General features: G+C 72.5%; 27 protein-coding genes. 16 read left to right on the plus strand and 11 right to left on the minus strand.

Translation table 11 applies throughout. From position 1 onward, the window contains the following. Window positions 1-111: 111 nt before the first annotated feature. A complete protein-coding gene (gene folE, locus ACFXBC_RS28025; RefSeq protein WP_385030278.1) occupies window positions 112-717 on the plus strand; it encodes a GTP cyclohydrolase I FolE in 606 nt (201 codons plus the stop codon). Window positions 718-850: 133 nt separating this feature from the next. On the opposite strand, the gene ACFXBC_RS28030 is transcribed toward folE, so the two are convergent. From ACFXBC_RS28030 to ACFXBC_RS28055, 6 genes are all read right to left on the minus strand, one after another. Next, entirely contained in the window at window positions 851-1,333 is a 483-nt protein-coding gene (locus tag ACFXBC_RS28030; RefSeq protein ID WP_385030281.1) for a DUF3180 domain-containing protein, read from the minus strand. Between the two features lie 65 nt (window positions 1,334-1,398). Further along, window positions 1,399-2,010, minus strand: coding sequence for a 2-amino-4-hydroxy-6-hydroxymethyldihydropteridine diphosphokinase (gene folK / locus ACFXBC_RS28035; RefSeq protein WP_385030284.1), 612 nt, complete (start codon window positions 2,008-2,010; stop codon window positions 1,399-1,401). Further along, complete coding sequence (folB, locus tag ACFXBC_RS28040; protein ID WP_385030287.1) at window positions 2,007-2,366, minus strand: dihydroneopterin aldolase; 360 nt, start codon at window positions 2,364-2,366, stop codon at window positions 2,007-2,009. Before folB ends, folK begins: the two co-directional genes overlap by 4 nt. Window positions 2,367-2,556: 190 nt before the next feature. Continuing rightward, the gene (locus ACFXBC_RS28045; RefSeq protein ID WP_385030290.1) at window positions 2,557-3,027 is read right to left on the minus strand and encodes a nuclear transport factor 2 family protein; all 471 of its coding nucleotides are present in this window, start codon (window positions 3,025-3,027) and stop codon (window positions 2,557-2,559) included. Then, the gene (folP, locus tag ACFXBC_RS28050; protein ID WP_385030293.1) at window positions 3,024-3,884 is read right to left on the minus strand and encodes a dihydropteroate synthase; all 861 of its coding nucleotides are present in this window, start codon (window positions 3,882-3,884) and stop codon (window positions 3,024-3,026) included. Before folP ends, ACFXBC_RS28045 begins: the two co-directional genes overlap by 4 nt. Window positions 3,885-4,004: 120 nt before the next feature. Next, a complete protein-coding gene (locus ACFXBC_RS28055; RefSeq protein ID WP_385030296.1) occupies window positions 4,005-5,804 on the minus strand; it encodes a phosphatidylglycerol lysyltransferase domain-containing protein in 1,800 nt (599 codons plus the stop codon). A gap of 194 nt (window positions 5,805-5,998) precedes the next feature. Here ACFXBC_RS28055 and ACFXBC_RS28060 point away from each other — a divergent pair, with 194 nt between their 5' ends. After that, entirely contained in the window at window positions 5,999-7,111 is a 1,113-nt protein-coding gene (locus ACFXBC_RS28060; protein ID WP_385030299.1) for an alpha/beta hydrolase, read from the plus strand. Here the strand turns inward: ACFXBC_RS28060 and ACFXBC_RS28065 are convergent. After that, window positions 7,098-8,243: an ABC transporter ATP-binding protein gene (locus ACFXBC_RS28065; protein ID WP_385030302.1), complete on the minus strand. Its 1,146-nt coding sequence runs from the start codon at window positions 8,241-8,243 to the stop codon at window positions 7,098-7,100. The two genes, ACFXBC_RS28060 and ACFXBC_RS28065, sit on opposite strands and share 14 nt — an antisense overlap. A 188-nt stretch (window positions 8,244-8,431) precedes the next feature. On the opposite strand from ACFXBC_RS28065, the gene ACFXBC_RS28070 reads away from it, so the two are divergent. The 4 genes from ACFXBC_RS28070 (at window position 8,432) to ACFXBC_RS28085 (ending at window position 12,135) form a co-directional block, all read left to right on the plus strand. Beyond that, entirely contained in the window at window positions 8,432-9,169 is a 738-nt protein-coding gene (locus tag ACFXBC_RS28070) for an ABC transporter permease (RefSeq protein WP_385030305.1), read from the plus strand. Window positions 9,170-9,171: 2 nt separating this feature from the next. Further along, window positions 9,172-9,843: an ABC transporter permease gene (locus ACFXBC_RS28075; protein ID WP_385030308.1), complete on the plus strand. Its 672-nt coding sequence runs from the start codon at window positions 9,172-9,174 to the stop codon at window positions 9,841-9,843. 75 nt (window positions 9,844-9,918) lie between these two features. Beyond that, a complete protein-coding gene (locus ACFXBC_RS28080) occupies window positions 9,919-10,899 on the plus strand; it encodes an ABC transporter substrate-binding protein (protein ID WP_385030311.1) in 981 nt (326 codons plus the stop codon). 141 nt (window positions 10,900-11,040) lie between these two features. Continuing rightward, window positions 11,041-12,135, plus strand: coding sequence for a hypothetical protein (locus ACFXBC_RS28085; RefSeq protein WP_385030314.1), 1,095 nt, complete (start codon window positions 11,041-11,043; stop codon window positions 12,133-12,135). 122 nt (window positions 12,136-12,257) lie between these two features. Here ACFXBC_RS28085 and ACFXBC_RS28090 read toward each other — a convergent pair whose 3' ends face one another. Then, window positions 12,258-13,400 (minus strand): NADH-quinone oxidoreductase subunit D, encoded by a 1,143-nt coding sequence (locus ACFXBC_RS28090; protein ID WP_385030317.1) that lies wholly within the window; start codon window positions 13,398-13,400, stop codon window positions 12,258-12,260. Beyond that, window positions 13,397-14,521: an SAM-dependent methyltransferase gene (locus ACFXBC_RS28095; protein WP_385030320.1), complete on the minus strand. Its 1,125-nt coding sequence runs from the start codon at window positions 14,519-14,521 to the stop codon at window positions 13,397-13,399. Before ACFXBC_RS28095 ends, ACFXBC_RS28090 begins: the two co-directional genes overlap by 4 nt. 96 nt (window positions 14,522-14,617) lie before the next feature. Between ACFXBC_RS28095 and ACFXBC_RS28100 the strand changes: the two genes are divergently transcribed. Together ACFXBC_RS28100 and ACFXBC_RS28105 are read left to right on the plus strand one after the other, a co-directional pair. After that, complete coding sequence (locus ACFXBC_RS28100; RefSeq protein ID WP_385030323.1) at window positions 14,618-15,817, plus strand: sensor histidine kinase; 1,200 nt, start codon at window positions 14,618-14,620, stop codon at window positions 15,815-15,817. 78 nt (window positions 15,818-15,895) lie between these two features. Then, complete coding sequence (locus ACFXBC_RS28105; protein ID WP_385030326.1) at window positions 15,896-16,573, plus strand: response regulator; 678 nt, start codon at window positions 15,896-15,898, stop codon at window positions 16,571-16,573. Between the two features lie 192 nt (window positions 16,574-16,765). On the opposite strand, the gene ACFXBC_RS28110 is transcribed toward ACFXBC_RS28105, so the two are convergent. Next, the gene (locus ACFXBC_RS28110) at window positions 16,766-17,878 is read right to left on the minus strand and encodes a DUF5937 family protein (RefSeq protein WP_385030354.1); all 1,113 of its coding nucleotides are present in this window, start codon (window positions 17,876-17,878) and stop codon (window positions 16,766-16,768) included. A gap of 105 nt (window positions 17,879-17,983) precedes the next feature. Between ACFXBC_RS28110 and ACFXBC_RS28115 the strand changes: the two genes are divergently transcribed. Beyond that, on the plus strand, window positions 17,984-18,223 hold the full coding sequence (locus ACFXBC_RS28115; protein WP_385030329.1) for a hypothetical protein: 240 nt from the start codon (window positions 17,984-17,986) through the stop codon (window positions 18,221-18,223). Window positions 18,224-18,300: 77 nt separating this feature from the next. On the opposite strand, the gene ACFXBC_RS28120 is transcribed toward ACFXBC_RS28115, so the two are convergent. Next, a complete protein-coding gene (locus tag ACFXBC_RS28120; protein WP_385030357.1) occupies window positions 18,301-19,407 on the minus strand; it encodes a threonine aldolase family protein in 1,107 nt (368 codons plus the stop codon). A gap of 329 nt (window positions 19,408-19,736) precedes the next feature. Here ACFXBC_RS28120 and ACFXBC_RS28125 point away from each other — a divergent pair, with 329 nt between their 5' ends. The 7 genes from ACFXBC_RS28125 (at window position 19,737) to ACFXBC_RS28155 (ending at window position 26,359) form a co-directional block, all read left to right on the plus strand. Further along, window positions 19,737-20,636 (plus strand): Rossmann-like and DUF2520 domain-containing protein, encoded by a 900-nt coding sequence (locus tag ACFXBC_RS28125; protein ID WP_385030332.1) that lies wholly within the window; start codon window positions 19,737-19,739, stop codon window positions 20,634-20,636. Continuing rightward, window positions 20,633-21,592: a pantoate--beta-alanine ligase gene (panC, locus tag ACFXBC_RS28130; protein WP_385030335.1), complete on the plus strand. Its 960-nt coding sequence runs from the start codon at window positions 20,633-20,635 to the stop codon at window positions 21,590-21,592. Before ACFXBC_RS28125 ends, panC begins: the two co-directional genes overlap by 4 nt. Next, complete coding sequence (locus tag ACFXBC_RS28135) at window positions 21,589-23,517, plus strand: L-aspartate oxidase (RefSeq protein ID WP_385030338.1); 1,929 nt, start codon at window positions 21,589-21,591, stop codon at window positions 23,515-23,517. The genes panC and ACFXBC_RS28135 overlap by 4 nt, the downstream gene beginning before the upstream one ends. Before the next feature lie 44 nt (window positions 23,518-23,561). Next, window positions 23,562-24,524: a carboxylating nicotinate-nucleotide diphosphorylase gene (nadC, locus tag ACFXBC_RS28140; protein ID WP_385030359.1), complete on the plus strand. Its 963-nt coding sequence runs from the start codon at window positions 23,562-23,564 to the stop codon at window positions 24,522-24,524. Window positions 24,525-24,527: 3 nt separating this feature from the next. Then, window positions 24,528-25,325, plus strand: coding sequence for a type III pantothenate kinase (locus ACFXBC_RS28145; protein WP_164267894.1), 798 nt, complete (start codon window positions 24,528-24,530; stop codon window positions 25,323-25,325). A gap of 230 nt (window positions 25,326-25,555) precedes the next feature. Continuing rightward, window positions 25,556-26,134, plus strand: coding sequence for a hypothetical protein (locus ACFXBC_RS28150; RefSeq protein WP_385030362.1), 579 nt, complete (start codon window positions 25,556-25,558; stop codon window positions 26,132-26,134). A 45-nt stretch (window positions 26,135-26,179) separates the two neighbouring features. Then, on the plus strand, window positions 26,180-26,359 hold the full coding sequence (locus ACFXBC_RS28155; protein WP_385030341.1) for a hypothetical protein: 180 nt from the start codon (window positions 26,180-26,182) through the stop codon (window positions 26,357-26,359). The last annotated feature ends 77 nt before the right edge of the window (window positions 26,360-26,436 follow it).

Raw genomic sequence — 26,436 nt, forward strand, 5'->3', positions numbered from 1 at the left:
CCCCCCCCCCCCCCCCCCCGCCCGCCGCGCCCCCCCCCCCTCACCCCCTCCCCCCCCCCCCTGGCGGCGCGGTGGGCCCCGGCGGCATTTTCTTTCAGGAGCGAGGCACAGATGACCGACCCGATAACGCTGGACGGCGCGAGCCAGATCCGCGAGTTCGACGAGAAGCGGGCCGAGAATGCCGTACGGGAGCTGCTCATCGCCGTGGGGGAGGACCCCGACCGCGAAGGGCTGCTTGAGACGCCGGCCCGGGTGGCGCGCGCGTACAAGGAGATCTTCGCGGGGCTGCGGCAGAAGCCCGAGGACGTACTGACGACGACGTTCGACCTCGGTCACGACGAGATGGTCCTGGTCAAGGACATCGAGGTGCAGAGCCACTGTGAGCACCACCTGGTGCCGTTCACCGGGGTCGCCCATGTCGGCTACATCCCGTCGTCCGACGGGAAGATCACCGGTCTGTCGAAGCTCGCCCGGCTCGTCGACGTCTACGCCCGGCGCCCCCAGGTCCAGGAGCGGCTGACCACGCAGGTGGCGGAGTCGCTGATGAAGATACTGGAGCCGCGCGGGGTGATCGTGGTCATCGAGTGCGAGCACATGTGCATGACGATGCGCGGGGTCCGGAAGCCGGGAGCGAAGACGATCACGTCGGCGGTCCGCGGCCAGCTGCGCGATCCGGCGACCCGGGCCGAGGCGATGAGCCTGATCATGGCCCGCTGACCCGGGCGGGCCGGCGGCCGGTTTGGCCCGGCCTGGCCGGCCGCTGGTCAGGCCCGGTCAGGGCAGCGCTTTCGGGGCAGGCTCATCGCCTCGGCCCGGCCGGTGCGGCCCGGTCCCGGCCGTCAGCACGCGGTCAGGCGGCCGCGCCCCGGCCGTCCTGGTCCTCGTCGTCCGGGAGCTTGCAGACCCGCTCCAGGAAGAACGCCGCGGCCACCACCCCGACCCCCGCGACCACGGAGAAGCCCGCATAGATCGCCTGGTCGCGGCGGGCCGGGTCGTCCAGGTGGCTGAGCAGATAGACGCCCGTACCGCCGTACATCCCGCAGACCAGCGACGCCACCAGCGCACTGGCCTGGGCGAAGACCACCGCGCGGGCCGCCATCATCGGGTCCACGCCCTTCGCGCCGGGACGGCGCTCCCGCTGGGCCCGCAGCCGGGCGCGGAGCGAGAGCGCCGTGGCGAGCAGCACCACGGCGATGGCGCCCAGCACGATGGGCGCCGCGAGCGGCACGCTCGGCAGGGTGCCCACCGTGTTCCAGAGCCGGGCGCCCGCCCAGGAGAGCACTCCGGCGACGACGAACAGGCCGGCCAGTACACCGAACCGTAGTTGCTTCACGTAACCCTGCTCTTCACTCTGCTCTTTGCGGTCCCTGCTCTTCCCGGTCCCACAGAGGCTAACGGCTACTCGGGCAGGCAGAGTTCCAGATCCGCGCGGGGCAGTACGCCTTCGCTGCCGACCGCCGCGAGCAGCTCGGCGACCGGGCCGCGGCCCGGCACCTCGGCCGCCGGATCCACGTCGTGCCACGGCACCAGGACGAACGCCCGCTGGTGCGCGCGGGGGTGGGGGAGCGTGAGCACCGGGTCGTCGGAGACCACATCCGCGTACGCCAGGATGTCCACGTCGATGGTGCGCGGGCCCCAGCGCTCCTCGCGCACCCGGTCGAAGGCCTCCTCGATGGCCTGGCCGCGCTCCAGCAGCGAGTCGGGCGGCAGCGTCGTCTTCACGACGACCACCGCGTTGAAGTACGAGGGCTGCGAGCCGGGGTCGACGCCCCAGGGCTCCGTCTCGTACACCGGGGAGACGGCCTTGACCCGCAGGCCAGGGGTGTCCTCCAGGGCGTCGATCGCGCCCTGGAGGGTCTCCAGGCGGTTGCCGAGGTTGGCGCCGAGGGAGATCACGGCCCGTTGGGGATTGGACAGCGTCACATCGGCCGCGTCGACCTGGGCGACCACGGAGGCCGGTACCGGCTGAACGGTCGGGTCGCTCTGCGGCTCGCTGGGATACACGGTCATACTCGGCTCCGGATGATGGTGATGGTCACGTCGTCGAAGGGGACGGTGATCGGGGCATCCGGCTTGTGCACGACCACCTCGACCTCCTCGACGCCTTCGTGCTTGAGGCACTGCTGGGCGATCCGCTCCGCCAGGGTCTCGATCAGATCGACCGGTTCGCCCCGGACGACATCGACGACCTCCTCCGCCACCACGCCGTAGTGCACGGTCTTCGCCAGGTCGTCGTCGGCCGCCGCGGGGCGGGTGTCGAGGCCGAGCACCAGATCCACGATGAAGGTCTGGCCCTCCGCGCGTTCCCTCGGGAAGACGCCATGGTTCCCACGGGCCTTGAGGCCGCGCAGCGCGACACGGTCCACGCGAATCACTCCTGCTGTTCGTCGGTAGGCGGGCCCGCGCCGAATGCGGTCGGCGTGGCCCACATATTCGAATCTACCTGCGGCCACCGACAGCACCCCGTCACGGGGGCTGCCGGTCGTGGTTCTGGCTGAGTGATATTCGCCCCTACCCGCGGCTGCGCGGCTGAACCCTATGGAGGGGCACGCCCACTCAGGCGGGTGTTTCGTCGCCCTCGGCCGTGCCCTCGCCGTCCTCGCCCTCGCCGGTCTCGGCGAGTACGGGCGAGCCGTGGTGGGACCAGAGCTTCCAGCCGTCGGGCGTCCTGCGGAACGTGTTGGTGGCGACCACGAGCTGTCCGACCAGTGGGCCCAGCTCGCCCGCCTCCTCGGCGGGGCCGCCGCTCAGGATGTTCTCGGTGCAGGTCACCAGGGCGGTGTCGTCGGCGATGTTCACCACCACATCCGTCAGGAAGAACTGGATGTACTCGGTGTTCGCCATGATCAGCGCGTACGACCTGAGGACGTCACCGCGCCCGGAGAGCACCGGCCAGCCGGGGTGGACGCAGGAGATCTCGTCCTCCAGCCAGAGAGTGGACAGCGTCTCGAAATCGCCGCGCTCCATCGTCTCGTAGAAGGCCGTGTTGGCGAGCTCGACCTCTTCCACGTCGGTGGCCGCGGTCATGCGGCGCCCTCGACGGCGCGTGCGACGCGGACCGCGTCGGCCGTGGCCCGTACCTCATGGACCCGGACGGCCCAGGCGCCCGCGTGGGCGGCGAGCGCGGAGACCGCGGCGGTGGCGGCGTCCCGCTCGCGGGCGGGCGGCGGGGCGGCGCCCTCATGGGCCAGCACCCGGCCGAGGAAACGTTTGCGGGATGCGGCGACCAGCAGCGGGTGACCGAGCGCGCGCAGATCCGCCAGGTGGGCCACGAGCGCCAGGTCGTGCTCGGCGTCCTTGGCGAAGCCCAGGCCCGGGTCCACGACGATCCGCTCGGGTGCGATGCCTCCGGCGACCGCCGCCTCCACCCGGGCGCGCAGCTCGGCGAGGACTTCGGCGACCACGTCCGTGTAGTGCGCGCGTGCGGCCATCGACTCGCTGAACCCGCGCCAGTGCATCACCACGAACGGGGCTCCCGCGGCGGCGACCACCGGGACCATGGCGGGGTCGGCGAGCCCGCCGCTGACGTCGTTGACCAGGACGGCACCGGCCGAGACCGACTGCTCGGCGACGGTGGCGCGCATGGTGTCGACGGAGACGGTGACGCCTTCGGAGGCCAGCCCCCGTACGACCGGCACGACCCGGCGCAGCTCCTCGTCGGCGTCGACCCGGCTGGCACCCGGGCGGGTCGACTCACCGCCCACGTCGACCAGGTCGGCGCCCTGCGCCACCAGGTCCAGGCCGTGCTTGACGGCGGCGCCGGTGTCGAACCAGCGGCCGCCGTCGGAGAAGGAGTCGGGCGTCACATTGACGACGCCCATGACCGCACAGCGGTCCCACTCCGGCAGCCCTGCCACCCGGCCCCGCCCGTGCAACGTACTCATGCCCCCAGCCTAAGGGCTGTCCCGTATCCCCGGTGGATCAGTCAGCGCACGCCGTCCGACCCGGTGCACGCACGCCCGCGTACTGGATGTTCTCCGGCGCGGGCCGCCGGGCCGGGCGGGTCACGCCGCCCGTGCCCCGCTCTCGCCTGCCGCGCCCTTGAGGTGGGTACAGGGCCGCTCGGCCACCCGCTCCCGGCGGGAGAACGGCCAGGGCAGGCTCAGATTGACGAAGCCCTCCGCCTGCATCGCGGCGAAGCCGATGCGCGGCAGGTCGCCGGTGTTGCGGAAGACCACGAAGCGCGGCTCCCAGCGGGGCTGGAACTTCGCGTTGAACTTGTACAGCGACTCGATCTGGAACCAGCGGGACAGGAAGACCAGCAGCCCGCGCCAGCCCCGCAGGACCGGGCCCGCGCCGATCTTCTCGCCGCGGGCCAGCGCCGAGCGGAACATCGCGAAGTTGAGGGAGACCCGCTCGACGCCGAGGCCGGGGGCGGCCTGCAGGGCCGCCACGATCAGCAGCTCGTTCATGCCGGGGTCGGCCGCGCGGTCGCGGCGCATCAGTTCGAGGGACATGCCGTCCTTGCCCCACGGCACGAAGTGGATGATCGCCTTCAGGTCACCGAAAGGGGAGTCGGGCCCGTCCGCCTTGTGGGCGGTGGCGATGACGCAGTCGCCGTCGCCCGGGTCGCCGATCCGGCCGAGCGCCATCGAGAAGCCGCGCTCGGTGTCCGTACCGCGCCAGGCCGCGGCGGCCCCCCTGATGCGCTCCAGCTCGGTGTCGCTCACGTCACGAACGCGCCGGACCCGCGTCTCGTAGCCACCGCGCTCGATGCGCTTCACCATCTGGCGTACGTTGCGCATCGCTCGTCCGGCGAGGGAGAAATCCACGACATCCACCACCGCCTCGTCCCCGAGTTCCAGTGCGTCGAGACCGGTCTCGCGGGTCCAGACCTCACCGCCGGTCTCGCTGCACCCCATCACCGCGGGGGTCCAGGAGTGCAGCTTGGCCTCGTCCATGAAGCGCTCGATCGCGCCGGGCCACGCCTCGACGTCACCGATGGGGTCACCGCTGGCGAGCATCACCCCGGACACCACCCGGTAGCAGACGGCCGCCTTGCCGCTCGGCGAGAAGACGACGCCCTTGTCGCGGCGGAGCGCGAAGTGGCCGAGTGAGTCACGGGCGCCGTGCTTCTCCAGCAGGGCCCGCAGCTGCTTCTCGTCCTCGTCGGTGAGGCGCGCCGCCGGGTGTTCGGGCCGGAAGGCCAGATAGATGGTGGTGACGGCGGTGAGCAGACCCAGGGAGCCGAGCGAGTAGGCGACGGTCCAGGAGGTGTTGCCCTGGTACTCGACCGGGCCCTCGAAGCCGAAGAGCCCGAACAGCACGTGCTGGAGGCGGTCGGCGATGCTGGGGCTGCCGACGACCCGGCCCGGATGGACGCTGACGATGATCAGGCCGAGGCCCAGCGATCCCGCCCCGAGCACCACGAAGTTGGCCAGCGCCTTCCACCGGCTGCGCGGATCGGGCAGCGCCTCGAACTCGGTGCGGTGGCGTACGACCAGGGTCAGCAGCACCAGCGAGATCACCGCCCCGACGATCGAGTGCCGGTAGCCGAACTGCGCCACCGCGCCGATGGGAAGCAGCACCACCGCAGCCCGCCAGGCCCTGCGTTTACGGCGTTTGAGGCCATGGGCGAGGAGCAGCAGGAGCACCCCGGCGCAGAGCGCGAGCGCCGCGGTGAACGGCCCCAGCGCACCGGGCAGCACCTCGGCGACCGTATGCATCCGGCTGTGCCGGAACCGGGGGAAGGCCCCGCCGGCGATGTCGAGCAGGCCGACGACCGTACAGGCCGTCCCGACCAGGGAGGGGACGGTCTCGGGGCGGGGGCCCCGGAAGATCCGTCGGACACTCTTCGGAACCATTACCGACTTTTCCCCATCTACCGGCACAGACATCGCTTCCCACGGCTCCACAAGAGGTTCAGTGTCCGCCGGTCGCCGAATTCGGCGCAGCACCCGGACATTTTGTGTCCTCTAGGACGGCAATTACGGGGCGCGGGTTCATCGGCTCCGTAAAAAAACTCTCCGTAAAAACTCCGCAGAAAGTTCGGCTCCCCATGGGTCTCACCAGCCACAAGGTTCTGGCGCTCGCCGCACTGCTGGCCATCGCCCTGTTCGCCGCGACGATATGGCTCTGGCCGCGGCTCGCACGGCGGTCCGGCCGTGCGGTGGCCGGCCGGATCGGACTCTTCCTCGCGACCCAGGTGGCGGTCTTCGCGACAGTCGGGCTGATGGCCAACAACTCCTTCCTCTTCTACGGGTCGTGGGCCGACCTCTTCGGGCAGGAGCAGACCCCGGGCGTGGTCGTCGACCACGACGCGGGCAGCCATGACGTCCGGGTGGTGACCAGGACGGGTCTTGATGTCCCCGGCGGCACCAAGCCGGAGGTCGCCGGGCAGATACAGAAGGTCGTGATCCAGGGCCGCGCGTCGAAGATAGCCAGCTCCGCCTACGTCTATCTGCCCCCGCAGTATTTCCAGCCGGCGTACATGAAGCGAACGTTCCCCGCGGCTGTCGTGCTCACCGGCTACCCGGGCACCGCGGAGAACCTGATCCACGGCCTCCACTACCCGCGGACCGAACTCGACCAGCTGAAGGCCGGGAAGATGCGGCCGATGGTGCTGGTGATGCTGCGGCCGACGGTGGCCCCGCCGAGGGACACCGAGTGCGTGGACATAAAGGGCGGACCGCAGAGCGAGACCTTCTTCGCGAAGGACCTCCCGGGGGCCGTACGGGCCGCGTACCGGGTCGGCGCCGGACCGCTCAACTGGGGCTCGATAGGGGACTCGACCGGCGGCTACTGCGCACTGAAACTGGCGGTCCATCACCCGGGCGTGTACGGGGCAGGGGCGGGGCTCTCCGCCTACTACCGGGCGGCCGAGGACCCGACGACCGGCGACCTCTTCCAGGGCAACGGCCCGGAGCGGCGGCGCGCGGACCTGATGTGGAGCCTGGACCACCGGCCCGCCCCGCCCACCTCGCTCCTCGTCACCACCAGCAAGAAGGGCGAGGGGAACTACCGCAGCACGATGCGCTTCATGGCCAAGGTGAAGCCGCCCACCCGGCTGTCGTCGATCACCCTCACCAGCGGCGGGCACAACTTCAACACCTGGCGCCGCGAGATCCCCGCGGGCATGGAGTGGCTGAGCGGGCGGCTCACCGGCCGCTGACGGTCTCCAGCTCCACCTCGTCGCGCGGGATCTCCCGGGCGTCGGCAGCGGTGGAGCGGCGCAGCGCCTCATGCAGCCGGGCAGGGGTCAGCACCCCCAGGAAGCGGCCGGCCCCGGCCTCGCCGGTCACCGCGATCCAGCCCGCGTCGTGCTGCAGCATGGTGGCGAGGGCCTGCCTGAGCGAGGCTCCGACGGGCAGCCGGGCGTCCATCCGGCGGGCGTGCTCGCCCACCGTCCCCTTCGCCGTGGCGGCGTGCTCCGCCGAGATCCAGCCGTGCAGATTCTCGTCCCGGTCCAGGACGACCGCCCAGCCCGGCAGCGTGGCGGGCAGCGGGTCGTCGAGGTGCACGACCGGGGGCTGCTCCAGGTCACCGGCCTCGATCGGGGTGACGGAGAGCCGCTTCAGGCCGCGGTCCGCGCCGACGAAGTCCGCCACCCAGGGCGTCGCGGGCGCGCCGAGCACCGCTGCCGGGGCGTCGAACTGCTCGATCGTGCCCTGGCCGTACACCGCGATCCGGTCGCCGAGCCGTACCGCCTCCTCGATGTCGTGGGTGACGAAGAGGACGGTCTTGCGTACGGACTTCTGGAGCGCGAGGAACTCGTTCTGCAGATGCTCGCGCACGACCGGGTCGACCGCGCCGAACGGCTCGTCCATCAGCAGGACGGGCGGGTCGGCCGCCAACGCCCTTGCCACGCCCACCCGCTGGCGCTGGCCGCCGGACAGCTGGTCGGGGTAGCGGTTGCCGTGGACCGCCGGGTCGAGCCCCACCAGGTCCAGCAGCTCCGCCGCCCTGGCGCGTGCGGCGGCCCGCTTGACGCCCAGCAGATGCGGGACCGTCGCGGTGTTGTCCAGCACCGTCTTGTGCGGGAAGAGGCCGACCTGCTGGATCACATAGCCGATCCGGCGGCGCAGCTCGACGGGGTCGGTGGCGGATATGTCGTCCCCGCCGACGTATATCCGGCCGCCGGTCGGCTCGATGAGCCGGTTGACCATCTTCATCGTGGTGGTCTTGCCGCAGCCGGACGGGCCGACGAGCGTGACCAGTTCACCTTCGGCCACCTCGAAGGAGAGGTTGTCGACGGCGGTCGTGCCGTCGTCGTACCGCTTGGTGACGTTTTCGAATCGGATCATGATTCCCCATTGTGACGGGCCGGTTGTGAAGGCCATGTTGCTGCAGTACGACGGATCCCGGCATTGTCAGTGGCCGGGGTTAGGGTCGCCACTGAGTTGAGGAAACCGATGGGGGCCGGGCCGACGGGGGCCGGGCCGACGGATCCGGACAGGTCCGGAGCACGGCGGGGGCCGGGAAGCGGGGTGCGATGAGCGGGCAGAACTGCATGGCGAGGAACGACTGGCTCTGCTGGGAGTACGTCACATCCCGCAGCCAGGAGCTGACCGACGCGATCGTCCAGCACATCTGGATCACCGCGGTGTCCGTGGCGATCGGGCTCGTGGTGGCCTTCCCGCTGGCGCTCCTCGCCCGCCGCGGGCGGGTGTTCGCGGGACCGGTGCTGGGGCTGACGACCGTGCTCTACACGGTGCCGTCGCTGGCGATGTTCTCGCTGCTGCTGCCGTGGTTCGGCCTGTCGGCCGCCCTGGTGGTCACCGGTCTCGTGCTCTATTCGCTGACGATTCTCGTACGGAACATCCTGGCCGGTCTCGCCGCCGTCCCCGAGGACGCGAGAGAGGCGGCGCGGGGCATGGGGTACGGACCGGCCAGACTGCTCTGGGAGGTCGAGCTGCCGCTGGCGCTGCCCGCGCTGTTCGCCGGGGTGCGGATCGCCACGGTCTCCACGGTGGCGCTGACGACGGTCGGCTCGATCGTCGGCAAGGGCGGGCTCGGCAATCTCATATCGGACGCGCTGCCGACCCTCTTCAAGGCGCAGGTGCTGACCGCGTCCGTGCTCTGTGTGCTGCTGGCCGTCCTGGCCGATGTGCTGCTGCTCCGCGTCCAGCGGCTGCTCACGCCCTGGACCCGAATACGGACGCCGCGGTCGGCCCGGTCGGCCGGGACGGCTGAGACAGCCGAGACGGCAGAGACGGCTGAGGTGGTCTGATCATGGGTGAGTTGACCGATGCCTGGACCTGGCTGACCACGGGGTCGCACTGGTCGGGGGAGAGCGGTGCCGGGCACCGGCTGGCCCAGCATCTGACGGTCAGCGGCATCGCGTTCGCGCTGGCGTGCCTCATCGCGCTGCCGGTCGCGCTCCGCCTGGGCCACATCGGCCGGGGCGGCGCCCTGGCCGTGAACCTGTCCAACGCCGGGCGTGCGATACCGACGTTCGCGGTGCTGGCGCTGCTGCTGCTGACCCCGCTGCGCTCGTACGGCGATCTGCCGACCGTGATCGCCCTGGTGCTGTTCGCGGTGCCGCCGCTGCTGACCAACGCCTACACCGGGATGCGCGAGGTGGACCGGTCGGTGGTGGAGGCGGCCCGGGGGATGGGGATGTCGGGGCGTCAGCTCTTCCTGCGGGTCGAGCTTCCGCTGGCCTATCCGCTGATCATGACCGGGCTGAGGTCGGCAGCGGTCCAGGTGATCGCCACGGCGACGCTGGCCGCGATGACCGGCGGGGGCGGTCTCGGCCGGATCATCACCGCCGGGTTCAACACGTACGACACCGCGCAGGTGGTGGCGGGCGCGCTGCTCGTCGCCGCGCTGGCCCTGGTCGTGGAGGGGCTGCTGGTCGCCGCCGACCGGCTGCTCGACCCGCGTCGCAGGGCCGCGGCCTGAGGGCGTCCGCCGCCTCCGCCACCGCGCTCCCCGTCCCGAACGTTCCGCAATCACCTGTCACTTGGAGTGGACCTCATGATCAAGACCTCGCGCATAGCGGGCGCCGTGCTCGGCATGGTGGCTCTGACGGGCTCCCTCGCGGCGTGCGGCGGCGACAGCCTGGAGAAGGACAAGAACGGCGGTGGTCCGAGCGCCGCTTCCGGTTCGGGCAAGAAGGGCTCGCTCGTCGTGGGCGCGGCCGGCTTCACCGAGTCGAAGGTGCTCGCCGCGCTGTACAGCCAGGTGCTGGCCCACGCCGGATACAAGACCTCGGTCACCTCGGTGAACAACCGCGAACTGTACGAACCGTCCCTGGAGAAGGGCCAGATCGACGTCGTACCGGAATACGCGGCCACCCTCGCGGAATTCCTCAACGCCAAGACGAACGGCGCCAAGCAGGCCGAGAAGAAGCCCGTCGCCTCCGGTGATGTCGCGGCGACGGTCGCCGCCCTGCGGAAGCTCGCCGGGCCGCGCGGGCTGAAGGTCCTTCCGGCAGGCCGGGCGGTCGACCAGAACGCCTTCGCGGTGACCAAGGAATTCGCCGCGAAGAACAAGCTCAAGACCCTTTCGGATCTGGGCAGGTCGAAGGCGAAGGTCAAGATCGCGGCGGGTGACGAATGCACGGTGCGGCCGTTCTGCGCACCGGGCCTGAAGTCGAAGTACGGCATCGACGTCACCGGCATCGACCCCAAGGGCGTCGGTACCCCGCAGGCCAAGCAGGCGGTGAAGGACGGCACCGATCAGCTGGTGCTCACCACCACGACCGACGCGACCCTGGACACCTACGGACTGGTCCTGCTCCAGGACGACAAGAAGCTGCAGAACGCGGACAATCTGCTGCCGGTCGTGAATGCCAAGGACGCGGGGAGCCCCGGGATCGCCGCCGCTCTCGCCAAGCTCACATCGGCGCTCACGACCGCCGATCTGATCCAGCTGAACCGCAAGGTCGACTCCGAGCGGGCGAAGCCCGACGACGTCGCGAAGGACTATCTGAAGTCGAAGGGCTTGATCAACTAGCCGGTTCACCGGGGAATGGCGGGAAGCACCGGACTGAACCGTTGCCGATAACCCTTCTGGGTATCCCTTCGAGGTAACCGCTGGGGAACAAATCCCGGTGCGGTCATCCATTGAGCGCACACGCACGGTAAATTTCGAGCCATGCCACGTGGACGCCACCGCCATTCCCCACCCTTGCACCGGCTTCTCCAGCCCTCGGCCGTAGCCGGTGTGTCGCTCCTTCTCGCCGCCGGTGCCTGGCTGTTCGCGGATCCCCTGGTGCTCCGCTGCCTGGTCGTTGCCGCGGCGGTCGCCGCGGTGACCGGTGCGGTCCTCATGCGCAGCTGGGACCGGGTGGCGGGCCGCAGGGTCGCCGAACTGACCCGGTCGCGGGCCGCCGAGGAGTGGCGGGCCGAGGAGCGCACCGCCGAACTGGAGGGCGACCTGGAGGAGTCGCGCGCACTGCGCGTCAGGCTGGAGACGAAGCTGCGGGCCAAGCGGGCCGAACTGGCCGGGCTGCGCGGGGAGCACGCCGCGCTGCTGCGCCGGTACGCGACCGCCGAGACCGAGCGGGCCGGTGCGCTGGAGGGCCGCAGGCTGCTGGCGATCGAGGCCGCTGCCCCGGCGGCTCCGCGCGCCGCGCTGCCGGCCGCGCGCTCCACGCCGACTCCCGACGCGTACGCGAAGGCCGCCCAGGCCCTCGGTTCGCTCAGCCGTAACGCGGCGGCCCAGCGCGAGCAGCGGCGGCAGACCGAACAGCGGGAGGCGGCGAAGCCGGCGGGGAAGCCGGAGGCGGCCGCCGCTGAGCACGCGCGCCCGCAGTCGGCTCTCCCGGCTCCGCGTCGCGTTCCGGCGACCGCCGTCGCTCCGTACACCCCGCAGCAGGGCCGCGCGCCCCGGCCCGTGGGCGGCTTCGACTTCTTCGGCATGCAGAGCGCCCAGAGCACGCGGCGCCCAGCTGAGAAGGCCGCTCCGGTGCTGGAGCCCGCGCAGCTGGCGTCCGTGCAGAACGAGGACCTGGCGGACGTGGTGGGCGCGGAGGCCATCGCGGCGCACCACGCCGAGACGGCGGCCTCCGCGACCGGCGGGGGCACCGGCGACGGCGTGGACGACGGGCCCGACGACGGTGTGGACGACGGCGTGGACGGGACCGCCGGGAAGGACGCCGAGCGTGGGGTCGGCCAGGTCATCGACCTGACCGAGCACGACGAGACGGAGCAGATCGACGTGGGCGTACTGCGTACCGCGATCTCGTAGCGCCGTCCGTAGTGCCGTCCTGTGGCGCCGTCCTGTTGCGCCGGTCGGCGGAACGCCCGTGGCCCGGAACCCCGATGGGGATCCGGGCCGCTCCGCGTCCGTACGGGCCGCGTACCGCCCGCCTACTTGTCGATGTCCCCGACCACGAAGAAGAGCGAGCCCAGGATCGCCACCATGTCCGCGACCAGGGTGCCGGGCAGCAGCTCGGTCAGCGCCTGGATGTTGTTGAACGAGGCCGAGCGGAGCTTGAGGCGGTACGGGGTCTTCTCGCCCTTGGACACCAGGTAGTAGCCGTTGATGCCGAGCGGGTTCTCCGTCCAGGCGTACGTCTCGCCCTCCGGGGCCTTCAGCACCTTCGGCAGCCGCTGGTTGACCGGCCCGGGCGCCAGCGCGGCCAGCCGGTCGAGACAGGCGTCGGCCAGGTCGAGGGCGTTGTGTGTCTGGCCCAGCAGCACCTCGAAGCGGGCCAGGCAGTCGCCGTCCTCGCGGGTGACGACCTTCAGGGTGTCCTGGAGTTCGCCGTACGCGAGATACGGCTCGTCGCGGCGCAGGTCGAAGTCGACGCCCGAGCCGCGGGCGATCGGACCGCTCACCCCGTACGCGTGCACGGCGGCGGCGGAGAGCACCCCCACGCCCCGGGTGCGGCCCCGGAAGATCTCGTTGCCGAGTACGAGGTCGTCGTACACGTCCATCCGCGACCGGACGTCGGCGACGGCCTCCCGCGCCCGGCCGAGCCAGCCCGCGGGAAGGTCCTCCTTGAGGCCGCCGACCCGGTTGAACATGTAGTGCATCCGGCCGCCGGAGACCTCCTCCATCACCGTCTGGATCACCTCGCGTTCCCGGAAGGCGTGGAACACCGGGGTGATACCGCCCAGTTCGAGGGGGTATGAGCCGAGGAACATCAGATGGTTGAGCACCCGGTTCAGCTCGGCGAGGAGCGTACGGGTCCAGACCGCGCGCTCGGGGACCTCCATCCCGAGCATCCGCTCGACGGCCATCACGACACCCAGCTCGTTGGAGAAGGCGGAGAGCCAGTCGTGGCGGTTGGCGAGCATGATGATCTGGCGGTAGTCGCGGGCCTCGAAAAGCTTCTCCGCGCCCCGGTGCATATAGCCGATGACCGGCTCGGCCTGCTGGATGCGTTCGCCGTCCAGGATGAGCCGGAGGCGGAGCACTCCGTGGGTGGAAGGGTGCTGGGGGCCGATGTTGAGCACCATGTCGGTGGTCTCCGCGGCGCCGCCGATGCCGACCGTCGTCTCCGTCATACGGGCCAGTATCCCTCCCGCCCGTACGCGCCCACCGGCTGCATCAGCCACCCGAAGTCCCCCAGCCCGCCCCGCGCCACCAGCTCGGCGGCCTCACCCGCCGCCGCCAGGGCCCTGACGTAGGCCGCGGGGTCCGTCGAGGCCAGCGCCAGGGGCGGGCGCCCGGCGCTGATCCCCAGGGCGGTGAGCGCCTCCCGCTGGGAGCACAGGGTCGTCTGCGGGGGGCGCGGGACCGGCTTCCGGGTGTGCGGCCGGGTGTGCGGCGGTACGGGGACGGAGGCGTCAGGCGGTACGGAGGCGTCCGGCGGTACCGAGGCATCCGGCCGCACGGTGGCGCCCGGCGGCACGAAGGCACCCCGCGATACGGCGGCCTCTGCCGGTACGCAGGCGTCCAGCGCCACATGGGCGGTGAGGTCGCAGCTCCCGTCCGGTACCGGCCGTACCTCGCGGCCCTCCCGGAAGCCGGTGAGGGTGCCGAAGGGCGGACGGGCGCCGCGGAAGTGGGCGTAGTCGACGGCCACCGCGAGACCCGCCTCCAGCGTTCCGGCCGCCGCCGCCCACGCCTCGTCGCGCGGGCGGCCGATCTCGGCGCGGGTGCCCGGCTCCTCCAGGGGCCACCAGCGGTCGAGCCACGCGGCGTCCGCGCCGGTCACCGGGGCACCCAGCCGCTCGGCGCCGTCCTCCGTCCTGACCTGCACATAGCGCGGCGTCCCCGCGGGGTCGGCCTCGGCGACATCGACCGGCACGTTGTCCAGCCACTCGTTCGCGAAGAGGAGCCCGCGCTCCCCGGCCGGCGGCTCGGCGCACCAGACGACGCGCTCGTCGAGCCCCGCCGGCCGTGGAGCGCGCTCCACGGCGTACGCCCGTACCGGGAACCCGGCGGGCAGCGCGGCCAGGACCCCGGTCACCAGCTCACCCCGGCCCGCCCCCATGTCGATCAGGGCCGGCTCCGCGATGTCGAGACCCATGAGCAGCCGGGCGACGGCCGACGCGAACAGCGGCGAGGCGTGCACCGAGGTACGGAAGTGCGCCGCCGGGCCCTCCGGCCGCAGATAGAAACCGTCCGCCCCGTACAGCGCGGCCTCCGTCGCCGCACGCCACCCGCGCCACTCATCAGTCACGGCGTCAAGTCTCCACCTTGGGGAGTACTCCCCGGGCGACCGGATCGGTCCTCCGGTTGACCCTTACACCTGTTCGGCATCTTTACGCTGGGTTACGTGCAGCGTCTCTACGCCTTCATCCGCAGACACCCGACTCTGGTCGACGGCTTCTGGGCCGTCGTCCTGCTCGGGTTCTCCGCGATGCAGTGGGAGGCGTCCCGCACGGGGCCCGGATACGACGTCAAGGCCGTCCCCGTCTTCCTGGGCCTCTGCACGGCCGTGGCGCTGCGCCGCCGGGTGCCCGAGGCGATGCTGCTGCTCGTGACGGTGCTGGGGGTGGCGCAGCTGGTCTTCGACATCTCGGCGGGGCCCGCCGACTTCGCCATGCTGGTGCTGATCTACACCGTCGCGGCCGACGGGAAGCGCTGGGCCTCCCGGTTCGCTCTGATCGGCGGACTGTGCGCGGGGACGCTCGCGCAACTGCGCTGGCACGAGGGGCCGACTCCCACCTGGGTGCAGCAGACGGTCTTCACGATGGTGGCGACGGTCCCGTTCGTCCTGGCCTGGGTGCTCGGCGACTCCGCGCGGACCCGCCGGGCCTACTTCGCCCAGCTGGAGGAGCGGGCCTCCCGGCTGGAGCGGGAGCGTGAGGCGCAGTCGAAGGTGGCGGTCGCCGGTGAGCGGGCCCGGATCGCCCGGGAGCTGCACGATGTCGTGGCGCACAACGTCTCGGTGATGGTGGTCCAGGCCGACGGCGCCGCCTATGTGCTGGACGCCTCGCCCGACCAGGCCAGACAGGCGCTGGAGACCATCTCGTCCACCGGCCGCCAGGCGCTCGCCGAGATGCGCCGGCTGCTGGGAGTGCTCAGGACCGGTGACGCGCCGGAGAGCGGCGAGTACGTCCCGCAGCCCGATGTGCAGCAGATCGAGGACCTGGTCGAGCAGGTCAGGGTCGCCGGTCTGACCGTGGACTTCCGTGTCGAGGGGACGCCGAGGCCGCTGCCCAGTGGCGTGGAGCTGACCGCGTACCGCATCGTGCAGGAGGCGCTCACCAACACCCGCAAGCACGGCGGTCCCGACGTGGGCGCCAGCGTGCGGCTCGTCTACTTCGACGACGGGCTCGGCCTGCTGGTCGAGGACGACGGCCGGGGCGCGGCGCACGAGCTGTACCAGGACGGCGGGGCGGACGGTCAGGGGCACGGCCTGATCGGTATGCGGGAGCGTGTCGGCATGGTCGGGGGCACGCTGGACGCGGGCCCGCGGCCGGGCGGCGGCTTCCGGATCAGTGCACTGCTGCCGCTCAAGCCCGCCCGCTAGTTTTTGAACCGCCCCATGACCCGCTCCATGACTCGCCCACTGGCTGTTGCCCGCCCCATGAGAAGGAGTTCCTACGAGATGGCGATCCGCGTGATGCTCGTCGACGACCAGGTGCTGCTGCGCACCGGCTTCCGGATGGTGCTCGCCGCCCAGCCGGACATGGAGGTCGTCGCGGAGGCGGGCGACGGGGCCGAGGCCATCGACACCCTCCGGTCGACGGCGGTCGACGTGGTGCTGATGGATGTCCGTATGCCGAGACTGGACGGGGTCGAGGCGACCCGGCAGATCTGTGCGCGCCCGGACGCGCCGAAGGTGCTGATCCTGACCACCTTCGACCTGGACGAGTACGCCTTCTCCGGGCTGAAGGCGGGCGCCAGCGGATTCATGCTCAAGGACGTGCCGCCGGCCGAACTGCTCGGGGCGATCCGCTCGGTGCACAGCGGCGACGCGGTGGTCGCGCCGTCGACCACGCGGCGGCTGCTCGACCGCTTCTCGCCGATGCTGCCGAGCGCGGTCGCGGACCCGCAGCACAAGGAGGTCGAGCGGCTCACGGACCGTGAGCGCGAGGTGATGCTGCTGGTCGCGCAGGGCCTGTCGAACGGTGAGATCGCGGCGCGGCTGGTGCTGTCCGAGGCCACCGTGAAGACGCATGTGGGCCGCATCCTCACCAAGCTGGAGCTGCGGGACCGGGTGCAGGTGGTCGTCATGGCGTACGAGACGGGCCTGGTACGGGCCGGGGGCTCCGGGGCGCGCTGAGCGGCCGGGGCCGATTCGGGCCGGGTCAGGCCGGCCCGGGGGGAACTCAGGCCGGACCAGTTCGGCCCGTGGCAACTCAGGGCCGGCTCAGGCCGGTGGCAGCTCGGCCCGGATCAGCTCAGCCCGGTCGACTCGGTCCGGCTCAGGCTCGTGGCAGCTCAGCCGGGACCGGTTCGGCCCGGCCCGCCCGGGTCAGCGCAGCACCCCCTCCAGGAAGTCGCTGTCCAGTCGGGCCACCACGGTGAGGTCGAGCTGATGCAGTACGTAACGCCCGCGCCGCTTCGTGGTGATCAGACCGGCCCGCTTGAGCACCGTCAGATGGCGGGAGGCCTCCGGCGCGGAGATGCCGTGCGAGTCGGCCAGTTCGCCCGTGGTGTGCGGGGAGCGGGCCAGCCCCCGGCACATCCGTATCCGCATCGGGTGGGCCAGCGCGTCGAGGCGCCGCTTCAGCAGCTCGACCGATGCGGGGGACGGCAGTTCGGGAGCGGCGACCGGGTACTGGACGACCGGGCGCCAGTCCGGGCGGTGCAGCACCAGCAGATGGGGCCAGCCGAAGCTGGTCGGCACAAAGGTGAGCCCGTCCCCCGCGGGCGCGCCCACCGCGGCCGAGCGGCCCTCCGAGAGCTTGTCGGCGCTGATCCGTGTCCCCGTACCGTCCACCGACAGGGCGGCGGAGACCGCGGCCAGCGCGTCCGCCAGGCCCTTGTGCCGCAGGATCTCCGTCTTGTGCCGGGCGTCGGCGGCCAGCTGGATCCGTATCCGCCGCCAGGTGTCGCCGAAGAACGCCTGCTCGCAGTCCTCGAAGAGCCGCCGGATCCAGGCCCGCACGGTGGCCGGGTCGTTCAGCAGATGTCCGGTGAAGTCGAACTGCCGGGGACCGCGGGCCGCCGCGAGATCCAGCGCGCGGCTGCGGACGCCCGGGTCCGTGAGCGGTGAGGGGCCGCCGGTGTCGTACGTGACGGAGCAGGTGAATTCGAGCGCGACCGTCACGAACTCGTCGTCGGGCAGCAGGTCGAGGAGGTCCAGATCCTCGGCGAGGGCCGCCCCCGGCCTCCCACCGCCGCCCCTGGCGCCCGCGAACGGCATGAAGATGTCCGAGAACGTGCTGCGCCACAGGAAGTCCGCCTCGTGCAGCCGGCCGGCGAGGTCGGCCTCCAGCCCGGCCGCCGTCGCCGTGGCCCAGCCGTGCAGCCCCGGATGGTGTCCGGGCTCCGAGAGCACATGCAGCGCATTGCCCAGCTCCGCCAGGGGAGACGGCTCGAAAGTGATCCCCCCGGGCGGCAGACCCGTGATGTCGATGTCCACGCTCATGGACCCATGGTGCCCGCCACCACCGACAGTCCGGCCGCCGATTGACGGCCCTCGTCAAATGGCGGGCCCGCGACCCCGGACGGTGCTCAGGGTGGGGCCATGAACGCACACCAGCAGCACATGCTCGACGCCTACCGCTCGGCCCAGCGGGGCGAGATGCCGCCGCCCCTGCCCGGCCGGCACGACTGGGAGGCCATCGGCGGCATCCGGGACCAGCTGCGTACCGGATGCGGCCGCCCGCCCACCGGACGCGGCACCTCGCGTACCGGGCGCCCGGACCCGGGAGGCAGACGGTACGGGTGGCTGCGCCGACTCCTCAGTCCCTCGGCCCGTCACTAAGGGCGGTCCCGGGGCACCCCGGGCCACCCAGAGCACCCGGGGCACCCGCGCCCCGAAGCGCCGCCCGGCCAGGCCCGTCACTCCAGCCGTCGTACGAACTCCCCGACCGCATCCGCCACATCCGCCGCACTCCATGACAGCCCCGGCGCCGCCACCGTCACCTCGGTCAGCGACACCCCCGGCACCCCGCCCGGCGCGGGATGGAACCGGTGGAACAGCGCCACCCCCGTCTCCTCCGCCTGCCGGACCGCCGCCTCCGAGAGGACATCCGCCGCGTACGGCAGCCACACCTGGAACTGATGGGTGTGCGGCACCTCGGGGTTGACCCGGAACCAGTCCACGTCCGCCGCCCGGAACCCGTCGGCCAGCCCCGCCGCGACGACCTTCGCGTGTTCGACGTACGAGGCCAGCCGGGGCAGCTCCCGCTCCAGGCCCAGCAGCGCCGACAGCGCGGCCGGGTACTGCTGGAAGAGCTGGCCCCCGTACCGGTGGCGCCAGGTCCTGGCCTCGTCGACCAGTGACGCGGGGCCCGCGAGCACGGCGCCGGACAGGCCGTCCAGGGACTTGTAGAAGGAGACGTACACACTGTCCGCGAGCCCGGCGATTTCCTCCAGGGTGCGGCCGAAGTGCGGGCCGCACTCCCAGAGCCGTGCGCCGTCGAAGTGCACCACCGCGTCCCGGTCCCTGGCGGCCCCGACGACCGCGACCAGCTCGTCCCACGTCGGGAGCACGAAACCGGCGTCACGCAGCGGCAGTTCCAGCATCAGCGTGCCGAAGGGCTCGTCGAAGTCGCGCACCTCGGCCGCGGTGGGCAGCCGGGGCGCCGACGTCGGATGGACCGTACGCAGCCCGCTCACCGCCCCGAAAGCGCCCCGTTCATGCAGCTCGGGGTGGGCCATCGGATGCAGCGCCACCACCGGATCGCCGGTACGCCCGGCCCAGCACCGCAGCGCGACCTGCTGCGCCATCGTGCCGGTGGGGAAGAAGGCGGCGGCCGGGAACCCGAGCAGCGCGGCCACCCGCTGCTCCAGCTCGGCGACGACCCCGCCGCCGTAGATGTCCACCGGCTCGTCCAGCCCGTACACCGTGCCCGCGTCCGCGGCCAGCGCCGTCAGCCGCTCGCCCAGCGTGGCGACGGTCGAGGGACGCGACAGCACCCGCTTCGCACCGCGCAGCGCGGCCATCCGGCGCGCGCCGTCGTCCTGCCCGTCCTGCGCCTCCGGTCCGGGCTGCCCGTTCTGCGCCGCTTGTCCCTCAGGTCCGGACTGCCCCTCCGCTCCGGACTGCCCGGCCCTTCCGTCCCGCTCTGTTCCGTTCCCGTTCCCGTGCGTGTTCCCGGTCCCGCTGCCCTGCCCGGTGCCGTCGGCCCCGGTGGTGTCCGCCTCGTCAGTCATGCGCCGATCCTCGCCCGGGGCCCGTGCACAGTCCAACGAGTTCCGCCCAATCCTGGGCGTAGCATGACGGGGAAATCGTCCGGTACCCCTCGCGGACTGGAACGGAAGGCCGATCCCTCGTGAACGCATCAGCAGAGTCCCGCCCCGCGCGGCTCACCGTCGGCGTGGTCGGAGCGGGCCGGGTGGGCCCCGCGCTCGCCGCCGCGCTCCAGCTCGCCGGGCACCGCCCGGTCGCCGCCTCCGGGGTCTCCGACGCATCCGTGCGCAGGGCCGCGGTGCTGCTCCCCGACGTCCCCCTGGTCACCCCCGCCGAGGTGCTGGCCCGCGCCGAGCTGGTCCTGCTGACCGTGCCCGACGACGCGCTGCCCGCGCTGGTGGAGGGGCTGGCCGAGACCGGCGCGGTACGGCCGGGACAGCTCCTGGTCCATACGTCGGGCCGGTTCGGCACCGGGGTGCTCGACCCAGCGCTGCGCGCCGGGGCCCTGCCGCTCGCGCTGCACCCGGCGATGACCTTCACCGGCACATCCGTGGACGTCCAGCGGCTGGCCGGATGCTCCTTCGGCGTGACCGCCCCCGACGAACTGCGGCTCGCCGCCGAGGCGTTGGTCATCGAGATGGGCGGTGAGCCCGAATGGATCGCGGAGGAGTCCCGTCCGCTCTACCACGCGGCGCTCGCCCTCGGGGCGAACCACCTGGTCACCCTGGTCGCCCAGTCGATGGAGCTGCTGAGCGTCGCGGGCGTCGCCGCCCCCGACCGGATGCTCGGACCGCTCCTCGGCGCCGCACTCGACAACGCCCTCAGATCTGGTGACGCCGCGCTGACCGGCCCGGTCGCCCGAGGAGACGCGGGTACGGTCGCGGCGCACGTCGAGGAGTTGCGCAAGCACGCGCCGCAGGCCGTCGCCGGCTACCTCGCGATGGCCCGTACGACGGCGGACCGCGCACTCGCGCACGGACTGCTCAAGCCGGAGCTGGCCGAGGACCTCCTGGGCGTCCTCGCGGACGGAGAGACCCGATGACCACGACCGCGCTGCTGCACACGGCCGCCGAACTGCACGCCCGGTACGCCGCGGATGTGCAGCCGTCCACGGACGCCCAGCCGTCCACGGATGTCCAGCCGTCCACGGATGTCCAGCCGTCCACGGGCGGACGGCCCCGTACCCGCGCCGTCGTCATGACCATGGGCGCCCTCCACGAAGGCCACGCCGCCCTCGTCCGGGCCGCCAGGGAGCAGGCCGGCGAGGACGGACTGGTCGTCGTGACGGTCTTCGCCAACCCGCTGCAGTTCGGCGCGGGTGAAGACCTCGACCGGTACCCGCGCACCCTTGAGGCGGACCTCGCCGTGGCCGAACTGGCGGGCGCGGACATCGTCTTCGCCCCCGCGGCCGACGAGGTCTACCCGGGCGGCGAACCCCAGGTCCGGATCGCCGGCGGCCCGATGGGCGAGCGCTTCGAGGGCGCGGCGCGCCCCGGCCACTTCGACGGCATGCTCACCGTCGTCGCCAAACTGCTCCACCTCACCCGCCCCGACACCGCGCTGTTCGGTCAGAAGGACGCCCAACAGCTCGCCCTGGTACGGAGGATGGCGCGCGACCTCGACTTCCCGGTCCGTATCGTCGGCGTCCCCACGGTCCGGGAGCCGGACGGACTGGCGATGTCCAGCCGTAACCGCTTCCTCTCCACCGGGGACCGCACCTCCGCACTGGCCCTGTCCCGCGCCCTGTTCGCGGGCCGGGACGCCCTCGCGGGAACCGGCACCGCCACCGGCACCACCCCCGCGGCCGTGCGCGCCGCCGCGCGGGCCGTCACCGACGAGGCGGGGCTCTCCCCGGACTATCTGTCCGTGATCGACCCGTCGGACTTCACCGAGGCCGCCGACGACCACCGGGGCGAAGCCGTCCTCGCGGTCGCCGCCCGGGTCGGTACGACGCGGCTGATCGACAACATCCCGCTGACCTTCGGGGAACCACAGTGACCGGAACCGGAATACGCCTGCACGCCCCCGCCCCCGGCTGGGAGATCGACGCCGACGTCGTGATCGTCGGATCCGGAGTGGCCGGACTGACCGCCGCACTGCGCTGCACCGCCGCGGGGCTGCGTACCGTCGTCGTGACCAAGGCACGCCTCGACGACGGCTCGACCCGCTGGGCGCAGGGCGGTATCGCGGCCGCACTCGGCGAGGGCGACACCCCCGGGCAGCACCTGGACGACACGCTGGTCGCGGGGGCCGGTCTCTGCGACGAGCATGCGGTCCGCACCCTGGTCACCGAGGGGCCCGACGCCGTACGCAGGCTCATCGCGACCGGTGCGCGGTTCGACACCGACGAGGCGGGCGGGATCGCGCTCACCCGGGAGGGCGGCCACCACCGCCGCCGTATCGCGCACGCGGGCGGTGACGCCACCGGGGCCGAGATCTCCCGCACCCTGGTCGAAGCGGTCCGCGCCGCCGCGCTGCGCACCGTGGAGAACGCCCTCGTCCTCGACCTGATCACCGACGCCGAAGGCCGTACGGCCGGTGTCACCCTGCATGTCATGGGGGAGGGCCAGCACGACGGCGTCGGCGCGGTGCGCGCCCCCGCCGTGGTGCTCGCGACCGGCGGCATGGGCCAGATCTTCTCCGCCACCACCAACCCGGCCGTCTCCACCGGCGACGGTGTGGCCCTCGCACTGCGGGCCGGCGCCGAGGTCTCGGACCTGGAGTTCGTCCAGTTCCACCCCACGGTGCTCTTCCTCGGCGCGGACGCCGAGGGCCAGCAGCCGCTGGTCTCCGAAGCGGTACGGGGCGAGGGCGCCCACCTGGTCGATGCCGACGGGGTGCGCTTCATGACCGGGCAGCACGAACTGGCCGAGCTGGCACCCCGCGACATCGTGGCGAAGGCGATCACCCGCCGGATGCAGGAGCAGGGCACCGAGCACATGTATCTCGACGCCCGGCACTTCGGCGCCGAGATGTGGGAGCAGCGCTTCCCGACGATCCTCGCGGCCTGCCGCAGCCACGGCATCGACCCGGTGACCGAACCCGTCCCGGTCGCCCCGGCCGCGCACTACGCGTCGGGCGGCGTCCGCACCGATCTGCACGGCCGTACGACCGTCCCCGGTCTGTACGCCTGCGGTGAGGTCGCCTGCACCGGTGTGCACGGCGCGAACCGGCTCGCGTCCAACTCCCTCCTGGAAGGCCTGGTCTTCGCCGAGCGCATCGCCGACGACATCGCGGCCGACCTCGCGGCCGACAGTGCGGCGGCCACCGCGGGGCGGGTCACCGCTGACAGTGCGGCCAGCACCGCCGCCGACCTCGCCGGGCACACCGCAGCCGAGGCCGCGGCGCCCGGGACCGACGCCGCAGCGGCCGGCACCGCCGGCCGGGCGGCCCGGCCCCCCGCCCCCGAGCCCGTGTTCGCGGCGGAGCCCCGCACGCTCCCGCTCCTGGAGCCCGAGGCCAGGCTCCGTATCCAGCGGATCATGACGGAGGGCGCCGGAGTGCTCCGCTCCGCCGAGAGCCTCGCACGCGCCGCCGACCGGCTGGAGACGATCCGGGCCGACGCCGAGGCGGAGGCAGCGGCCGAGGCGGTGGCCGAAGCGGCGGCGGGCGCCGCCATGGACGCGGCGGCGGCCGGAGCCCCGGAAGCGCTGCCCGCCCTCGCCCTGAAGCCCGCCCAGGCGGGTGTCGAGGCATGGGAGGCGACCAACCTCCTCTGTGTCGCCCGTGTCCTGACCGCCGCAGCGCAGCGCCGCGCGGAGACCCGGGGCTGCCACTGGCGCGAGGACCACGCGGACCGTGACGACACCGGCTGGCGCCGCCATCTCGTCGTACGGCTGCTCCCCGACCGTTCGCTCGCCGTGCACACCACGGAGAGCGCCGACTTCCCCCCGACCCTCCCTCAGCGTCCCCAGGAGCAGTGACCGTGACCACCCCCGACCTCCCCCTCCACCGGATCGGCGACGACATGAGCGCCGCCGAACCGGCGGGCGGCTGCGGCGACGCCTGCGGCTGCGGCGACGGCTTCGACGACCCCATGGAGTGCGGCCTCGACCCCGCCCTCGCCGGACTCCTGGCCGCTGCGGGGCTCGACCCGGTCCTGGTCGAGGACATCGCGCACCTCGCCATCGACGAGGACCTCGACGGGGGAGTGGACGTGACGAGCGTCGCGACCGTTCCCGCGGACGCCGTCGCCACCGGCGACTTCACCGCACGCGAGGCCGGTACGGTCGCGGGCCTGCGCGTCGCCGAAGCGGTGCTCTCGCTCGTCTGCACCGAGGCGTTCGAGGTGGAGCGGCACGTCGAGGACGGCGAGCGCGTCGCCCCCGGCCAGAAGCTGCTCTCGGTCACCACCCGCACCCGCGACCTGCTGACCGCCGAGCGCAGCGCGCTCAACCTGCTGTGCCGGCTCTCCGGCATCGCGACCGCCACCCGCGCCTGGGCCGACGTACTCGAAGGGACGAAGGCCAGGGTCCGCGACACCCGCAAGACCACCCCGGGGCTGCGCGCCCTGGAGAAGTACGCGGTGCGCTGCGGAGGCGGCGTCAACCACCGGATGTCGCTCTCCGACGCGGCCCTGGTCAAGGACAACCACGTGATCGCGGCGGGCGGGGTCGCCGAGGCGTTCAAGCTCGTCCGCGCCGCCTTCCCCGACCTGGCCATCGAGGTCGAGGTGGACACCCTCGCCCAGGTCACCGAGGTCCTGGACGCGGGCGCCGACCTGATCCTGCTGGACAACTTCACCCCGGCGCAGACCGCTGAAGCGGTCAAACTCGTCGGCGGCCGGGCCCTGCTGGAGTCCTCGGGCCGGCTCACCCTGGACACGGCCCGTGCCTACGCGGAGACGGGCGTCGACCACCTGGCGGTCGGCGGGCTCACCCACTCGTCCCCCATCCTCGACATCGGCCTCGACCTGCGCGAGGCGGAGTAACCCATGCTGCTCACCATCGACGTCGGCAACACCCATACCGTTCTCGGCCTGTTCGACGGCGACGAGATCGTGGAGCACTGGCGCATCTCCACCGACGCCCGCCGCACCGCCGACGAACTCGCCGTACTGCTCCAGGGCCTGATGGGGATGCACCCGCTCCTCGGCCGCGGCCTCGGCGACGGCATCGAGGGGATCGCGGTCTGCTCGACCGTCCCCTCCGTGCTGCACGAACTGCGCGAGGTGACCCGCCGCTACTACGGCGACGTCCCGGCTGTACTGGTCGAGCCCGGCATCAGGACGGGCGTCCCGATCCTGGTGGACAACCCGAAGGAGGTCGGCGCGGACCGCATCATCAACGCGGTCGCCGCCGTCGAGCTGTACGGCGGCCCCGCCGTCGTCGTGGACTTCGGTACGGCGACGACCTTCGACGCGGTGTCGGCGCGCGGCGAGTACACCGGCGGTGTCATCGCCCCCGGCATCGAGATCTCGGTCGAGGCGCTCGGCGTGAAGGGCGCCCAGCTCCGCAAGATCGAGCTGGCCCGCCCGCGCAGCGTGATCGGCAAGAACACCGTGGAGGCCATGCAGTCCGGCATCATCTACGGCTTCGCGGGACAGGTCGACGGGGTGGTGAACCGGATGGCCCGCGAGCTGGCCGACGACCCGGCGGACGTCACGGTCATCGCCACCGGCGGGCTCGCCCCGATGGTGCTCAGCGAGGCCACCGTCATCGACGAGCACGAGCCGTGGCTGACGTTGATCGGGCTGCGCCTGGTGTACGAGCGGAACGTCGCCCGGCTGTGAACCGGTAGGGCGGCCCGGCCCGGCCGGAGGCGTCCGGCGGCAGGGGACGGCGGCTGCGGTCGTCCGGCGGCAAGGCCCCGCGGCGGGGCGGCGACGAGGCGCTGCGGGGCAGCCGTGACCGCCCCGCAGCCCGCCGTTCCCCGCCGCGCCGCACCGGTCCATTAAGCGGATATTGTCCCTTTAGTACGTATCGTCATTCCATGCCTACGCCCTACGGTTCCCGAGGCGGCATGGCCTTCAGCGCGGATGAGCTGCGTGTGCTCCGACGCGCCCTTGCCATCGCCCTCAATCCGACCCCCGTCGCAGAAGAGGACGTCCAGGACTGTCTGCGTCTCGCCGAGTCCGTGGACGAGACCATCGCGGAGGCGGGCCGGCTGCGCGCCTTTCTCCTGGCCGACCTCGCCCGCTACCGCGACGCCCTCCCCGGCACGGCCATCAGCTACATGGAGCTGCTCCAGGACGCCCTGGCCGCCGGCTACGACCCGCGCCCCGAGGATCTCGCCGCCCTGCGTACCCTGCGCGGCGCGCCGTCCGGTGACGCCCTGCTGAGACGCTGCCGGGCGCTGGCTGAACAGTCGGTACGCGCCCGGCTCGCGGGCCGCGCCGTGACCCCGGGCCCGCGCACCCGGCTGCTCGCGCTGCCCGGCGGCCGTACGTCGGGCGAGCCCGCCGGGCCGAAGCGCCCGGCACCGGACAAGACCCCCGTCAAGGCTCCGGTCAGGCCCCGCCCGGCCCCGAAGCCGTCCGAGGTCTTCCCGCCGCGCCGCAAGCCCGCCGCGCCCCCCGCGCAGCGTTCGCTGACCGGCTGAGGGGGCGTCCCGGAAGCGGCGGAAGCCCCGGGCTACTCTGTCCGTATGGACTACGTTTCCGCGCTTGTGCCCCCGGTGGTGATGGCCGTGTTCTTCACGATCGTCGTGAGGACGATCGTGAAGACCCAGGGCGGCCCGAACAAGGCCAAGGAGGACGCGGCCGTGGACGAGGTGCTCGCCCGCGCCGAGGCCACGGTCCAGCCGACGGGCAGCGGCGCCACCTGAGGCGTCAGGACCCGGAGGGGGGGGGGGGGGGTGCACAGACCGTCACGGCGCGTGGGGGTTTTTTTGAGGTTTTAAAA

It is taken from the genome of Streptomyces sp. NPDC059398, from assembly GCF_042751845.1.
Lineage (GTDB): Bacteria > Actinomycetota > Actinomycetes > Streptomycetales > Streptomycetaceae > Streptomyces.

Coding starts and splice junctions, on each gene's coding strand:
- ACFXBC_RS28075 (WP_385030308.1), top strand. CDS start 9,172: ATGGGTGAGTTGACCGATGCCTGGACCTGGCTGACCACGGGGTCGCAC.
- ACFXBC_RS28060 (WP_385030299.1), top strand. CDS start 5,999: ATGGGTCTCACCAGCCACAAGGTTCTGGCGCTCGCCGCACTGCTGGCC.
- ACFXBC_RS28115 (WP_385030329.1), top strand. CDS start 17,984: ATGAACGCACACCAGCAGCACATGCTCGACGCCTACCGCTCGGCCCAG.
- folE (WP_385030278.1), top strand. CDS start 112: ATGACCGACCCGATAACGCTGGACGGCGCGAGCCAGATCCGCGAGTTC.
- ACFXBC_RS28080 (WP_385030311.1), top strand. CDS start 9,919: ATGATCAAGACCTCGCGCATAGCGGGCGCCGTGCTCGGCATGGTGGCT.
- ACFXBC_RS28145 (WP_164267894.1), top strand. CDS start 24,528: ATGCTGCTCACCATCGACGTCGGCAACACCCATACCGTTCTCGGCCTG.
- ACFXBC_RS28085 (WP_385030314.1), top strand. CDS start 11,041: ATGCCACGTGGACGCCACCGCCATTCCCCACCCTTGCACCGGCTTCTC.
- ACFXBC_RS28150 (WP_385030362.1), top strand. CDS start 25,556: ATGGCCTTCAGCGCGGATGAGCTGCGTGTGCTCCGACGCGCCCTTGCC.
- nadC (WP_385030359.1), top strand. CDS start 23,562: ATGAGCGCCGCCGAACCGGCGGGCGGCTGCGGCGACGCCTGCGGCTGC.
- ACFXBC_RS28070 (WP_385030305.1), top strand. CDS start 8,432: ATGAGCGGGCAGAACTGCATGGCGAGGAACGACTGGCTCTGCTGGGAG.
- ACFXBC_RS28065 (WP_385030302.1), bottom strand. CDS start 8,243: ATGATCCGATTCGAAAACGTCACCAAGCGGTACGACGACGGCACGACC.
- folP (WP_385030293.1), bottom strand. CDS start 3,884: ATGAGTACGTTGCACGGGCGGGGCCGGGTGGCAGGGCTGCCGGAGTGG.
- ACFXBC_RS28105 (WP_385030326.1), top strand. CDS start 15,896: ATGGCGATCCGCGTGATGCTCGTCGACGACCAGGTGCTGCTGCGCACC.
- ACFXBC_RS28055 (WP_385030296.1), bottom strand. CDS start 5,804: ATGGTTCCGAAGAGTGTCCGACGGATCTTCCGGGGCCCCCGCCCCGAG.
- folK (WP_385030284.1), bottom strand. CDS start 2,010: ATGACCGTGTATCCCAGCGAGCCGCAGAGCGACCCGACCGTTCAGCCG.
- panC (WP_385030335.1), top strand. CDS start 20,633: ATGACCACGACCGCGCTGCTGCACACGGCCGCCGAACTGCACGCCCGG.
- ACFXBC_RS28155 (WP_385030341.1), top strand. CDS start 26,180: ATGGACTACGTTTCCGCGCTTGTGCCCCCGGTGGTGATGGCCGTGTTC.
- ACFXBC_RS28120 (WP_385030357.1), bottom strand. CDS start 19,407: ATGGCCGCGCTGCGCGGTGCGAAGCGGGTGCTGTCGCGTCCCTCGACC.
- ACFXBC_RS28045 (WP_385030290.1), bottom strand. CDS start 3,027: ATGACCGCGGCCACCGACGTGGAAGAGGTCGAGCTCGCCAACACGGCC.
- ACFXBC_RS28090 (WP_385030317.1), bottom strand. CDS start 13,400: ATGACGGAGACGACGGTCGGCATCGGCGGCGCCGCGGAGACCACCGAC.